This is a genomic window from Pseudomonas fluorescens (genome assembly GCF_005938625.1).
Taxonomy (GTDB): Bacteria; Pseudomonadota; Gammaproteobacteria; order Pseudomonadales; family Pseudomonadaceae; genus Aquipseudomonas; species Aquipseudomonas fluorescens_BD.
The window spans coordinates 25,525-38,738 of the sequence record NZ_VCNJ01000004.1; the positions used below are offsets into that span (position 1 = coordinate 25,525).

Genomic DNA, 13,214 nt, shown 5'->3' on the forward strand with positions numbered 1-13,214 from the left:
ATGTCACTGATGCACCGCTATCGCGAGCAGGCTCGCTGCCACATTGGATATTTGTAGCCCGGGGAAAATGTGTATGACCCAACACCACACCGAACTCCTGATGTACGTCGCCCCCGAGCCAATCCGCGCGGCCAATGAGCGCTGGATTGCGCGCATTCTCGAGCAACTTGGCCACACTCGCCTGAGTGCTGAAGGCCTGTCATTGCCCGAGCTCTGGTTATCCCCCGATCTGCTGCTCACGCAAACCTGCGGCTACCCGCTGATGACTGCATTGCGCGGACAAGTGCGCATCGTCGGCCGACCTCGCTACGAACTCCCCAACGCCAGCGCCGGCAATCATTGCAGCCTTATCCTCGGCCGTGCTGACGACCCACGCACAACCCTGGCGGAGTTCCGCGGCAGTCGCGGGGTGATCAACAGTGACGACTCCAATAGCGGCATGAACCTGCTGCGTCAACGCTTGGCGCCGCTGAATCAGGACGGACGATTCTTCGCCTCGGTCGGCATCAGCGGCGGCCATCGCGAGAGTCTGCGCTGGTTGCGGGAAAACCTTGGCGATCTGGCCGCTATTGATAGCGTCACCTACGCCTACCTCACCCGGCATGTACCTGAAGAAGTCTGCGGCTTGCGGGTGGTGGCGCGCAGCGCGTTCAGTCCGACCCTGCCGTTCATTACTGTCGCCAGTGCTTCGGATGAGCAGGTTGAGGCATTGCGCCAAGTGATGAATGAAACCCTGCGTGAACTCCCTGATGTCGTGCAGACCTTGGGATTGCCTGAGGTACTTGCGGCGAGCGAGCGCGATTATCAGATCCTGCTCGATTATCAGCGCGAGGCTGAAGAACTCGGCTATAGCCGCTTGCGCTAAAAGATCGCAGCCTCTGGCAGCTCCTACAGGGGCTCGGTGCAGGAGCTGACGAAGGTTGCGATCTTTTATTCATAAATCGAATATAAAAATGATATTTAAATATTATTAAAGAATAAGGCGCCTTGCTACGATCGCGCCACCGGAACACCGGACATTCAGCGACCCCTCATCAAGGAGCCCCTATGTCCGGCGCCGAGCTTTCCCATCGCAACACCGTGGACGATCTGTTTCGCGCCCACTATCGCTGGCTCTGTGCTTATCTGCGCGGTCATCTGCACGACGCGGCTGGCAGCGAAGACATTGCCGCCGAGACCTTTGCGCAATTGCTCGAAGCCCCGGCGCTAAGAGCCATCCGCGAACCCCGCGCCTTGCTGACGACCATCGCCCAGCGCCTGCTCTATCAACGCTGGCGGCGCGGTGATCTGGAGCGTCGTCATCGCCAGCAGCTTGATGTCGATTACGCCGTCTCGCCTGAAGACCTCGTCACGCTTTCGCAAACCCTCAATCGCCTCGATTGCAGCTTGCAGCGCCTGCCCGACAAGGTCCGCACGACGTTTCTGCTTGCCCGCATCGACGGCCTGACTTACCCGCAAATCGCTGCCGAACTGGGCATCTCCCAGCGTTCGGTCAGCGTGTACATGAGCCGTTCCCAAGCGCTGTGCGATCGCCACAGCGCCAACCAATTCCTGCAAGACAAGAGGTCCGCATGAGATCGATCAAAACCCTGCTCGGCACGTCGTTGTTGGCCCTGAGCCTTAGCGTCGGCGCTGTCTCGGCGGCGGAGAAAACCGCGCCGATCCACTTCGGCGACATCACTTGGGAAAGCGGCAGTTTCATCACCGAAGTGCTGCGCCTGATCGTTGAAAAAGGCTACGGCTACCCGACTGACACTTTACCCGGCAGCACTGTCAGCCTGGAGGCTGCACTGGCGAAAAACGATATCCAGGTGATCGGCGAAGAATGGGCCGGGCGCAGTCCGGCGTGGATCAAAGCGGCCGCCGAAGGCAAGGTGTTCGGTTTGGGCGACACGGTCAAAGGCGCCACCGAAGGCTGGTGGGTGCCGGAGTATGTGATCAAGGGCGACCCCGAGCGGGGCATCAAAGCGTTGGCGCCGGAGTTGAAATCGGTGGCCGATCTGCCGCGCTACAAAGATGTGTTCCGCGACCCGGAAGATCCGTCGCGCGGACGCTTCCTCAACAGCCCGACCGGCTGGACCTCGGAGATCGTCAACAGCCAGAAGCTCAAGGCCTATGCGCTGAACGACAGCTTCGTCAATTTCCGCACCGGTTCCGGCGCGGCACTGGATGCCGAAGTGGCGTCGTCGATCAAACGCGGTAAACCGGTGCTGTTCTACTACTGGTCACCGACGCCGCTGCTTGGCCGCTTCAAACTGGTCAAACTGGAAGAGCCGCCGTTCGATGCCGAGGCCTGGAAAACTCTGGCCGATGCCAATAACCCGAATCCCAAAGGCACCCGGTCGATGCCGGCAAGCCTGGCGATTGGCGTGTCGGCGCCGTTCAAGGCGCAGTATCCGGAGTTGGTGACGTTCTTTGAAAAGGTCGATCTGCCGATTGATCTGCTGAACCAGACCTTGGCCGGGATGAGCGAAAAACGTTTGCAGCCGAGATTGGTGGCGCAGGCGTTCTTGCGTGATCAGCCGCAAGTCTGGAAGCCTTGGGTACCTGCGGAGGTGGCGACCAAAGTGGCTGGAAGTCTGTAAGGCGTTTCTGTTGTTTTTGTAGTGCTGCAACTTTTGCCTTCGCGAGCAGGCTCGCTCTCACAGGAGAAATGCATTCCAGTGTGGGAGCGAGCTTGCTCGCGAAAGCGTCCGCCCCGCCAACAATTCTCCCCGCGCTGAACCGTTTCTTGTGCAAAAAGTGCCAGATACTGGCCGACTAGTGGCCTTGCGCAAGGCTTCCCGCTGGCTATGCTTCCTGTAACTAACTATGTCGACCGTCATGTCAAAACATGGCTGAAACACATCGTTGGTCCGTGAATTCATGCTGCCAGAGTGCGCAACCCAAGGCACCGACACTGAACCAACAAGGAGCGTCGCTTACATGGAAGTTCTTCAACGCGTTAGGGCTGGCCCGCGTGCGGGCTATCAAGAGAAGGATGTCTTGATTAGAGCGTCGCTGCATGGACTCTCCGATTGATCATCATTTATCACCTGACAACTTCCTCCCGTGGAGGAATGCGTGTGCCTGTTCTGTGGAACGTAGTGGTGGATCGTGAAAGAACTGAACTTTCATCAAATCAAAAGTCCGCGCGGAAGGTGATACAACCATGTTCAACCTACATCACAAGGCTGACCTGCAGGAAATCGAGCGCTTCAGCTGCGCCCTGACCGAGGCCAACGCGAAGTTGGCTGCGATCAGCCGTTCGATGGCCATGATCGAGTTCAGCCCTGACGGCATCGTTATCGATGCCAATGAAAACTTCTGCAAGACCATGGGCTACAGCGCCGATGAAGTGCGCGGCAAACATCACCGGATCTTTTGTGAAGAGGCGTTTTACCGCAGTGAGGAATACGCAAAACTGTGGCGCGACCTGGCTCGCGGTGAGCCGATCAGCGGGACGTTTCTGCGTTTGAACAAGGCCGGCAGGGAAGTCTGGCTCGAAGCCAGTTACATGCCGGTGTATGGCCCGGACAAGCAAGTCAGAAGCGTGATCAAAGTCGCTGCCGACATCACCGCTCGGGTGAATAAAGAACACGAAGAAGAAAGCATGCTGGCGGCGATCAGTCGCTCCATGGCGGTGATTGAGTTCACCCCGGAAGGCAATGTCATCACCGCCAACGACAACTTCCTCAAGACCATGCAGTACTCGCTCAACGAAATCGTCGGCCATCACCACAGCCTGTTCTGCCACCGTGCCGAAGCCGAGTCTGCGCAGTACAAGGCGTTCTGGGCCTCGCTCAACCGTGGCGAATATCACTCGCACCGTTTCGAGCGCAAGAACAAGTCGGGACAGATGGTTTACCTCGAAGCGTCGTACAACCCGTTGTTCGATGCCAAGGGCCGCTTGTACAAAGTGGTCAAGTTCGCCAGCGACATCACCCATCAAATGACCACGTTGCAGAACGCTGCCGAATCGGCGCACAGCACCTCTGTACAAAACGATGCCTGCGCGCAAAAAGGCTCACAAGTCGTGCAGCAAACCGTGCAGATCATTCAGGACATTTCCCGCGACCTCAACGAAGCAGCGGCGAGCATCGATGCGGTGAGCAAACAGTCGGACATCATCGGCACCATCGTCCAGACCATTCGCGGCATTGCCGATCAGACCAATCTGCTGGCGCTCAATGCTGCGATTGAAGCGGCGCGGGCCGGGGAGCATGGGCGTGGCTTTGCGGTGGTTGCGGACGAAGTGCGCAGCCTCGCGGCGCGGACCAGTCAGGCGACCCTGGAAATTGTTGATGTGGTACGCAAGAACCACGACCTGTCGCTGAGCGCGGTGTCGAGCATGCAATCAAGTCTGAGCCGAACCGGGCTTGGGGTGGAGCTGGCGAACGAGGCGGGGGAGGTGATTCTGGAAATTCAGCAGGGCTCACGGCATGTGGTGGATGCGATCAGTCAGTTCAGCGAAACCCTGCAACTGAACTGATTCCACAAAGTGGCCTGTAGGAGCTGTCGAGTGGAACGAGGCTGCGATCTTTTGATTCGTTGGTGGAAGCAAGATCAAAAGATCGCAGCCTTCGGCAGCTCCTACAGGGATACCGTGCGGTAGCCAGGAATCCGTGGTCTCAGAGTGCAGCGAGAAACTTGTCCGCCTGCTTGTCGCTGTCCTTCACATCGTTGTCTTTCTCCGCCTGCGCCAGCTTCATCTTGTCCTGCAAGCGCTCGGCGATCTCTTTGCCGATGGCCAGTTGTTTCTCTGGTGGCATGGCTTTGATGTCGTCTTCGGTCAGCCCCATCGACTGCAGGATACTGTCGCGCAGACGCTGTTCCGGCGTCTTGCTCATGTAGTCCTTGAATTCGTCAGTGGCGGATTTCGCCGAGGCGGTGGTGGCGTCGGTCGATTGCAGGTTCACGCGGGTCTTGGCGAAGGCTTCGTCGACGTTGTCGCTGATGCGTGTGGCTTCGCTGACTTGCTGGGTGGCGATCTGCGTGGCCGAATCCTGCACCTTGGCAGTGGCTTCAGCGGTTTGCGCCTGGGTCTGGTTTTGCAGGGTTTGCAGCATGGCGCCGTGCAAGCCACCTTGCAGACCGGCCGCTGCCGTTGTGGTGGCATCGTCATTCAGTGCTTTGGGCAGGTGAATGATTTGCTGTTGTTTGGCACTGATCAACATGATGTGTAGGCCTGTAGGTAATTGCTGACTGGCGTAGTAGAGCAATTACCGTGCCTTCTGAGTAAGTCCTTTTATTTCAATAGGTTGATCATTGATAAGGTCTGCGTAGCGGTCATCCCTTGCCGATAAGCGGCAGAGGATGACCGTTGCGCCCGTCAGCGATGGGCAATGTTCTCCAGTGCCAGATTGCGCGTGCGCGGGCCGAACCAGCCGATGGTCAGCATCACGATCAGCATGCTGCTGACGATGAATGCCAACACTCCCGGCGTGCCGAAATTATCCAGGAACATCCCGATCAACAAACTGCTGAACACCGTCGACAAACGACTGAACGAATAACAGAAGCCGACGGCACGGGCGCGGATGTTGGTCGGGAACAGTTCGCTCTGATACGAGTGGTAACTGAAGCTCAGCCAGGCGTTGCAGAACGTGATCATCACTCCGCAGAAGATCAGCCCGAAGGCACTGGTCTGCAGGGCGAACAAGGTGCCGAAGGTCATCGCACCGAGGGCCGAACCGACGATTTGCCACTTGTTCTCGAAACGGTTGGCGAACTTCACGAACAGCAGCGGCCCGAGCGGGTAGGCGAGGGTGATGATGAACGCGTACATCAAACTGTGGGTGACGCTGACGCCTTGGCCGGAGAGCAGCGCCGGCAGCCAGTTGCCGAAACCGAAGAAACCGATGGCCTGGAAAATGTGGAAGACAATCAGCATCAACGCGCGACGACGGTACGGCGGCTGCCAGATATCGGCAAAACGGCCCTTGCCTTCGACGTCGACCGGAACGGTTTCCGGCGTATCCAGCGGTTTACCGTGATCCTTCTCGCAGCGTGCTTCGATGCCATCGAGAATCCGCTTGGCTTCATCAAAGCGGCCATGCTGCGCGAGCCAGCGCGGCGATTCCGGCAGACGCTTGCGCAGCCACCAGATAAACAGCGCAAACACTGCGCTGGCCAACACCACCCAGCGCCAGCCGGACACCCCGAACGGCGCTTGCGGCACCAGCCACCACGACATCAGCGCCACCGCTGGCACCGACAGGAACTGCACGAAAAACGCAAAAGCAAATGCCGAACTGCGCATGCGTTTGGGCACCAGTTCCGAGAGGTAAGCGTCGATGGTCACCAGCTCGATACCCAAACCGATGCCAACCAGAAAACGCATGCAAATGATGCCCAGCGCTGAACTCTGAATCCCCATCAACACCGTCGCCACCGTGTACCAGACCAGGGCGAAGGTGAAGATCGCGCGACGACCAAAACGATCGGCCAACGGGCTGAGCAGGCTGGCACCGAGGAACAGACCGAGGAACGTCGCCGAAGCAAACGCCGCTTGATCGGAGAAACCGAACACGCCCTGATTACCAGTGGCAAAGATGCCATCGCGGATCAGCCCGGGGCTGATGTAGGCGGTCTGAAACAGATCGTAGAGTTCGAAGAAACCACCGATCGACAGCAGCGCCACCAAGCGCCAGATCGTCGCGACCGCCGGAAGGCGATCGATGCGGGCGGACACTTGGGCGGCGCGTATCGGGTCGATGCCGTCGCTGTGCGCGGCGGCGGGGGCATGAGCAGTCATGGGCTGATCCATTTTTTATTGATGGAAAAGCTTAGCCTGCTATCGGAGTTCACGGATTGTGAATATCGGCGGTTTAACCGGGTAAACCGCTGATTTTCAGCAATATCCACTTACGAATTAACGATTTATGCCGCCGCTGCCGAATCCGGCAGTGCGGAGGTTGGCAGCCCGAAGATCCGGTCAAACAGCCAGTTGAAAGCAAACGTGTAGCACGGGATGAAAATGATCAGCGCCAGATCCAGGAGAAACGCCTGCACCAGACTGATGTTCATCCACCAGGCAATCAACGGAATCAGGAACACGATCAGCGTCAGTTGAAAGCCGACGGCGTGAGCAATGCGGCGTTTCACCGTGCGCGTGCGCGACACCTGGCGGCTTTCCCAGTGCTCGAACAACGAGGTGTAAATGAAGTTCCAGGTCACGGCGATGGTGGTGATGATCACCGCCAGCGGCCCGGTGCTGCCCGGTGACGTGCCGGATAACAGCGCCAGACCGAGGGCGGAGAAGGTCATGCCGATCACTTCGTAGAGCGACACATAGACCAGTTTGCGTTTGACGCCTTGCATTGGATTTTGCCTCTTTCTTGCCGTTTGTTGGCCAGTGGGACTGGCGAAGGCGGCGAAAGATAGCTTCAATAGGGCTGACAGAAAAAGTCAGCTACTTTCAGTTCTATTGATAGGTGTTCAGGGTGAATTTCAACAGCGACAGCATCGAGCTGTTTCTTGCCGTGATCGAACGCGGCTCGTTTTCGGCGGCGGCGCGTGCGTTAGGTCGGGTGCCTTCCGCCGTCAGCATGGGTATTGGCAACCTTGAAGCCGAACTCGGTTATCTGCTGTTCGACCGCAGCCATCGCGAACCACAGCCGACGGCGATGGCGCTGTCACTGGTGCCGCACGCGCGGCTGATTGCCGAGCAGCTCAAGCAATTGCAAGTGCATGCCGTGGAATTGTCGTTGGGGCTGGAGAGCAAGTTGTCGATCGGCGTGGTCGCGGACATCGACCGGCACCGTTTGCTGGCGGCAATCAAGGTGATCGCCGAGCGCCATCCGCTGCTCGATATCGAGGTGCTGACCGCGCCGCAAGATGACGTGCTGGCGATGTTGCACAGTGGCCGGGTCAGCGTGTGTCTGGCGTTCGCCGGGCTGAGCATGAATGTGCTGGAGCGTTTTCAGTTTGTCGGCAGCGAGCGGATGATCGCTACGCTGGCGGCGGACAGCCCGCTGTTGCAGGGGCAGGATCTGTTTCTCGAAGACCTGGTGCATGTGCGGCAGATCATCGTCGCCAGTCGCGACTTGCCGATCAGTGAAACGCGACCGTTGGTGGCGGAGTCGTATTGGCGCACCGACAGTCTTGAGACAGCGATGGAGATGGTTGAGGCGGGATTGGGTTGGGGTAATTTCCCGCTGTCGGTGGTGCAGTCGCGACTGGACAGCGGACGGCTGAAACGGCTGAATTTCCGCAACATCGAAAATGGTTTGGTGATGCCGGTGCATGCGGTGTGGCTCAAGAGCCAGCCGCTACAGAAAGGCGCACTGGCCCTCGTTGACTTGCTCAGCCACTGAGCTCAACACAAAACCTCTGTAGGAGTGAGCCTGCTCGCGATAGCAGTGAGTCATTCAACACATGCATCGCCTGACACACCGCTATCGCGAGCAGGCTCACTCCTACAGGGATTGTGTTTCAACTCAGCATATGTGAGCACCACATAAAATTGTAGGAGCTGCCGAAGGCTGCGATCTTTTGATCTTGTTTTTAAGAGCAAAATCAAAAGATCGCAGCCTTCGGCAGCTCCTACGGGGGGGCGACAGCGTCAGGTGCTTTCACGAATCTTCAGTTCGAAGCCCATGTCTTCAACCGGACGTGCCACGCTGTTACCCGCCATCAACGTCAGCATCTGCTCCGCCGCCCGTCGGCCAATTGCTTCACGCGGGGTGTTGATGCTGCTCAGGCGCGGCACCATGTGCTCGGACATCGGCAAGTCGTTGAAACCGAGAATCGCCACCTGTTCGGGAATCTTGATGCCGTGGCGCAGTGCTTCCAGCAACGCTCCCTGCGCCAAATCGTCGTTACCAAAAAAGATTGCATCAACGTCCGGATGCGCCGCCAGCAATTGCATAAACAGTTCCCCGCCCAAGCCCACCGACGAAGCGCGAGGCGTCAGCACTTCCAGATCCGGGTCATAACGCCCGGCCTTCTGCAACGCTTTGCGGAAACCTTCACCGCGCAACAACGTGCGCTGATCGAGCTGCGCGCCAATGTAAGCCAGACGCTTGCGTCCACGGGAGAGCAAATGCTCGGCCGCCGTTTCACCAGCACTGAGCTGCGAGAAGCCGACGCAATTCACCCCGGCAGCACTGTCCAGTTCCATCATGTACACGCAGGGAATGTTGCTCGCCTCGATCATTCGCCGCGAACTTTCCGTGCGGTCAAACCCGGTCAGCAAGAAGCCGCGCGGCTGATAGGCCATGTAGTTGCGCAGCAGGTTTTCTTCTTCATCGCGCGAGTAGTGGAAGTTGCCGATCAGCACTTCAAAGCCTTTGGGCGTCAGCACCCGATGAATGGCTTCCAGCGTATCGATGAACAGCAAGTTGGATAACGAAGGCACCAGAACCACCACCGAATGGCTCTGCGCCGAGGCCAACGCACGGGCAGCAGGGTTCACTACGTAGTTGAGCTCACTGGCTGCTTTCTGCACTTTTTCCACCAGTTCGGTGGCGACCGTGCTGACCCCACGCAAGGCGCGGGAAGCGGTAATCGGGCTGACACCGGCCAGGCGGGCAACTTCATTCAGGGTGGGACGGCCGGTGGTGCGAGTGTTTTTATCGTTTTTAGGGGTGGTCATCGACGGCTTGCCAAACAAAAATCAAGGCACTAAGGTAGCGCTGTCCTGATGCAGCTGTAAATGCGTAAGCGAGGTCCTGCCTGATCTTCGCTTTTTGGCGTTGGGAACAAACCTGCTGCAACCCAAAAAAACGACAAGAAGGCGTCGGCAACTTCTGCCTGTGCACTAGAGTCATAGCTAGCAAAGGTAGCGCTGTCTGCGCGCTGAGGTGTTATATGAGTCATCCCATCACCGCCCTGGTCATCATGGGCGTTGCCGGTTGCGGCAAGACGTGCGTCAGCGAGGCCCTGTGCCAATTGAGCGGCGCCACTGCCATTGAAGGCGATACTTTCCATCCGGCCGCGAACATCGAAAAGATGAGCGCGGGGATCCCCCTGAACGACGACGACCGCGCCGGCTGGCTCGACAGCCTGTGCGATGAACTGCGTCGCGTCGACGCGCTGGGCGAACGCCCGGTGCTGACCTGCTCGGCCCTTAAACACACTTATCGCGAAGTGTTGCGCAGTGCCTTGCCGGGCCTGGGTTTCGTGTTTCTTGAATTGACCCCTGAAGTCGCCGCTGAGCGTGTGTCCCATCGTCCGGGCCACTTCATGCCGGCCACGTTGATCGAAAGCCAGTTCGCCACCCTCGAGTCGCCCAAGGGCGAGCCGTTGACGTTGGCCCTGAATGCCTCGATCCACAGCGTTGAAGAACTGGCGTCCCAGGCTCATGTCTGGTGGCAGGCCAACGGTCTGAAACAGGCGGTATGAGTGTGTTGAAAGAGCTAGCGCTGTCCTCCCGACTTCTGTTTAACCCGCTTTAATAACAACAACAATCCAGGAGACACCCCCAATGTTTGGCATGTCCCACGACGCGTTTCTGCTGCTTGATGCAGTGGTCACCGTGATCGGACTGATTGTCCTGATCACCAAGTTCAAGCTGCACCCGTTCATTTCCCTGACCATCGCTGCCGCGTTCCTCGGTCTGACCTCCGGCATGCCGATCGGCACCATCATCAAAGCGTTCCAGGACGGCTTCGGTGGCGTGCTCGGTTTCGTCGGCATCATCCTCGCGCTGGGCACCATGCTCGGCAAAATGATGGCTGAATCGGGCGGGGCAGATCAGATTGCCCAGACCCTGATCCGTGCGTTCGGCAAGGACAAAGTCCAGTGGGCAATGATGTTCGCCGCGTTTTTGGTGGGCATTCCGCTGTTCTTCGAAATCGGCTTCGTGCTGCTGATTCCGCTGGTGTTCATCGTTGCGCGTCGCACCGGCGTGTCGATCATCAAGATCGGTATCCCGCTGCTCGCCGGCCTGTCCGCCGTGCACGGTCTGGTGCCACCGCACCCGGGGCCGCTGCTGGCCATCGGCGTGTTCGGCGCGGACATCGGCAAGACCATTCTTTATGGTCTGATCGTGGCGCTGCCAACCGCGATCATTGCCGGTCCGATCTTCGGTACCTTCATCGCCAAGCACATTCCGGGTCACCCGAATCAGGAACTGGTCGATCAACTGGCCCGCGAAAACGACGACTCGGCCAAGCTGCCGAGCTTCACCATCACCCTGATCACCGTGCTGCTGCCGGTGTTCCTGATGCTGCTGAAAACCTTCGCTGACGTGGCGTTGCCGGACGGTCACTTCTTCCGCACCTGGATGGACATGATCGGTCACCCGATCTCCGCGCTGCTGCTGGCGTTGCTGCTGTCGCTGTACACTTTCGGGCACAAGCAGGGCATCGGTTCCCAGCAAATGCTCAAGTGGCTCGACGCAAGCCTGGCGCCAACCGCGGCGATCATCCTGATCATCGGTGCTGGCGGTGGCTTCAAGCAGATGCTGGTCACCAGCGGTGTAGGCGACGTGATTGGCCACATGGCGGTCAGCGCACAGATCTCGCCGATCCTGCTGGCGTGGCTGGTGGCAGCGGTGATTCGTATCGCCACCGGTTCGGCGACTGTGGCGACCATTACCGGCGCGGGCATTGTGGTGCCAGTGGTGGGGATGATCCCGGGTGTTAACCGTGAGTTGCTGGTGCTGGCGACTGGTGCCGGTTCGTTGATTCTGTCGCACGTGAATGACGCTGGTTTCTGGCTGGTGAAGCAGTACTTCAACATGACCGTGGCCGAGACGTTCAAGACCTGGACGGCGATGGAAACCATCCTGTCGGTGGTTGCGTTGGGCTTTATCCTTCTGTTGTCGCTGTTCGTTTAAGCGCCTCTTTCAGGCACAAAAAAACCGCAGCGATGCGGTTTTTTTGTGGTTGGAGATATCACGGCTGAACACACAACCAATGTGAGAGCGAGCTTGCTCGCGAAAGCGGTGGGTCAGTCAGCACTGATGTAGCTGACACGACGCCTTCGCGAGCAAGCTCGCTCCCACAGGGGGCAGGTGTCAGTTACCGGATTTCGGGACTAAGCCATCCGCCCGGAACATCCCGCGAATCCCGCGTACAGCCTGACGAATGCGGTCCTGGTTTTCGATCAGCGCGAAGCGCACGTGATCGTCGCCATACTCACCAAACCCCACCCCCGGCGAGACGCAGACTTTGGCCTCGGCCAGCAGTTTCTTGGCGAACTCCAGCGAACCCAGATGCGCATAGGCCTCAGGGATCTTCGCCCAGACATACATCGACGCCTTCGGATTTTCGACCATCCAGCCCAGTTCATGCAGGCCTTTGACCAGCACATTACGACGCTGGCGATACTGCTCGGCGATATCCCGCACGCATTGCTGATCGCCTTCCAGCGCAGCAATCGCCGCCACTTGCAGTGGGGTGAAGGTGCCGTAGTCGTGGTAGCTCTTGATCCGCGCCAGCGCGTTGACCAGTTCCGGGTTACCGACCATGAAACCGATGCGCCAGCCGGCCATGTTGTAGCTCTTGGACAGGGTGAAAAATTCCACGGCGATGTCCTTGGCCCCCGGCACTTGCATGATCGACGGGGCTTTCCAGCCGTCGTAGACGATATCGGCGTAAGCCAGATCGTGAATCACCAGCACATCGTACTGCTTGGCGAGGGCGATTACCCGCTCGAAGAAATCCAGCTCCACGCACTGCGCGGTCGGGTTCGACGGGAAGCCGAGGATCATCATTTTCGGCTTCGGGATCGAACCGCGAATGGCCCGTTCAAGCTCATCGAAGAAGTCCACGCCCGGCACCAGCGGCACCGAACGCACCTGGGCGCCGGCAATCACCGCACCGTAGATGTGAATCGGGTAGCTCGGGTTCGGCACCAGCACGGTGTCGCCCTGATCCAGGGTCGCCAGCATCAAATGCGCCAGGCCTTCCTTGGAACCGATGGTGACAATCGCTTCGCTTTCCGGGTCGATATCGACCTCGTAGCGCTGCTTGTACCAGTTGGAAATCGCCCGGCGCAGGCGCGGAATGCCCTTGGAAGTGGAGTAACCGTGGGTGTCTTCGCGTTGGGCAACTTGTACGAGCTTTTCGACAATGTGCGGCGGCGTAGCCCCGTCGGGGTTGCCCATGCTCAAGTCGATGATGTCTTCACCACGACGACGCGCGGCCATCTTCAGCTCGGCGGTGATGTTGAAAACGTAAGGGGGGAGTCGATCTATGCGCGCAAAGCGGCGCGGCGAACCTTGTTCAGCCATTGTTGCCTCGGATAACGTAAGCGCCCGGAACCGTCCGAGCGACGCTGGTCAC

Annotated in this window: 11 protein-coding genes and 2 pseudogenes; 8 read left to right on the forward strand and 5 right to left on the reverse strand. The window is 58.6% G+C overall.

The window, feature by feature from the left end; genetic code table 11:
* The first annotated feature begins 73 nt into the window (after positions 1–73).
* The 5 genes and pseudogenes from FGA82_RS04255 to FGA82_RS32810 all read left to right on the forward strand — a co-directional run.
* Entirely contained in the window at positions 74–865 is a 792-nt protein-coding gene (locus FGA82_RS04255; RefSeq protein ID WP_141126130.1) for a phosphate/phosphite/phosphonate ABC transporter substrate-binding protein, read from the forward strand.
* Positions 866–1,047: 182 nt separating this feature from the next.
* Positions 1,048–1,575: a sigma-70 family RNA polymerase sigma factor gene (locus FGA82_RS04260; protein ID WP_141126131.1), complete on the forward strand. Its 528-nt coding sequence runs from the start codon at positions 1,048–1,050 to the stop codon at positions 1,573–1,575.
* Positions 1,572–2,585: an ABC transporter substrate-binding protein gene (locus tag FGA82_RS04265; RefSeq protein WP_141126132.1), complete on the forward strand. Its 1,014-nt coding sequence runs from the start codon at positions 1,572–1,574 to the stop codon at positions 2,583–2,585. Before FGA82_RS04260 ends, FGA82_RS04265 begins: the two co-directional genes overlap by 4 nt.
* Positions 2,586–3,151: 566 nt before the next feature.
* A pseudogene (locus FGA82_RS32805) lies at positions 3,152–3,928 on the forward strand (PAS domain-containing protein); the annotation flags it as partial.
* A gap of 120 nt (positions 3,929–4,048) precedes the next feature.
* Positions 4,049–4,471: pseudogene (locus FGA82_RS32810) on the forward strand (methyl-accepting chemotaxis protein); the annotation flags it as partial.
* A 139-nt stretch (positions 4,472–4,610) separates the two neighbouring features.
* Here the strand turns inward: FGA82_RS32810 and FGA82_RS04280 are convergent.
* From FGA82_RS04280 to FGA82_RS04290, 3 genes are all read right to left on the reverse strand, one after another.
* Complete coding sequence (locus tag FGA82_RS04280) at positions 4,611–5,156, reverse strand: hypothetical protein (RefSeq protein WP_141126134.1); 546 nt, start codon at positions 5,154–5,156, stop codon at positions 4,611–4,613.
* Positions 5,157–5,311: 155 nt separating this feature from the next.
* Positions 5,312–6,736 (reverse strand): MFS transporter, encoded by a 1,425-nt coding sequence (locus tag FGA82_RS04285; protein WP_141126135.1) that lies wholly within the window; start codon positions 6,734–6,736, stop codon positions 5,312–5,314.
* Positions 6,737–6,861: 125 nt separating this feature from the next.
* A complete protein-coding gene (locus FGA82_RS04290) occupies positions 6,862–7,302 on the reverse strand; it encodes a PACE efflux transporter (protein WP_141126136.1) in 441 nt (146 codons plus the stop codon).
* A 122-nt stretch (positions 7,303–7,424) separates the two neighbouring features.
* On the opposite strand from FGA82_RS04290, the gene FGA82_RS04295 reads away from it, so the two are divergent.
* The gene (locus FGA82_RS04295) at positions 7,425–8,297 is read left to right on the forward strand and encodes a LysR family transcriptional regulator (RefSeq protein WP_141126137.1); all 873 of its coding nucleotides are present in this window, start codon (positions 7,425–7,427) and stop codon (positions 8,295–8,297) included.
* 248 nt (positions 8,298–8,545) lie between these two features.
* Here FGA82_RS04295 and FGA82_RS04305 read toward each other — a convergent pair whose 3' ends face one another.
* Positions 8,546–9,577, reverse strand: coding sequence for a LacI family DNA-binding transcriptional regulator (locus tag FGA82_RS04305; protein ID WP_141126138.1), 1,032 nt, complete (start codon positions 9,575–9,577; stop codon positions 8,546–8,548).
* Between the two features lie 215 nt (positions 9,578–9,792).
* Between FGA82_RS04305 and FGA82_RS04310 the strand changes: the two genes are divergently transcribed.
* Together FGA82_RS04310 and FGA82_RS04315 are read left to right on the forward strand one after the other, a co-directional pair.
* Positions 9,793–10,326, forward strand: coding sequence for a gluconokinase (locus FGA82_RS04310; protein ID WP_141126139.1), 534 nt, complete (start codon positions 9,793–9,795; stop codon positions 10,324–10,326).
* A gap of 82 nt (positions 10,327–10,408) precedes the next feature.
* Entirely contained in the window at positions 10,409–11,764 is a 1,356-nt protein-coding gene (locus FGA82_RS04315; protein ID WP_141126140.1) for a GntP family permease, read from the forward strand.
* 180 nt (positions 11,765–11,944) lie between these two features.
* Here FGA82_RS04315 and alaC read toward each other — a convergent pair whose 3' ends face one another.
* Entirely contained in the window at positions 11,945–13,162 is a 1,218-nt protein-coding gene (gene alaC, locus FGA82_RS04320; RefSeq protein WP_141126141.1) for an alanine transaminase, read from the reverse strand.
* Between the last annotated feature and the right edge of the window lie 52 nt (positions 13,163–13,214).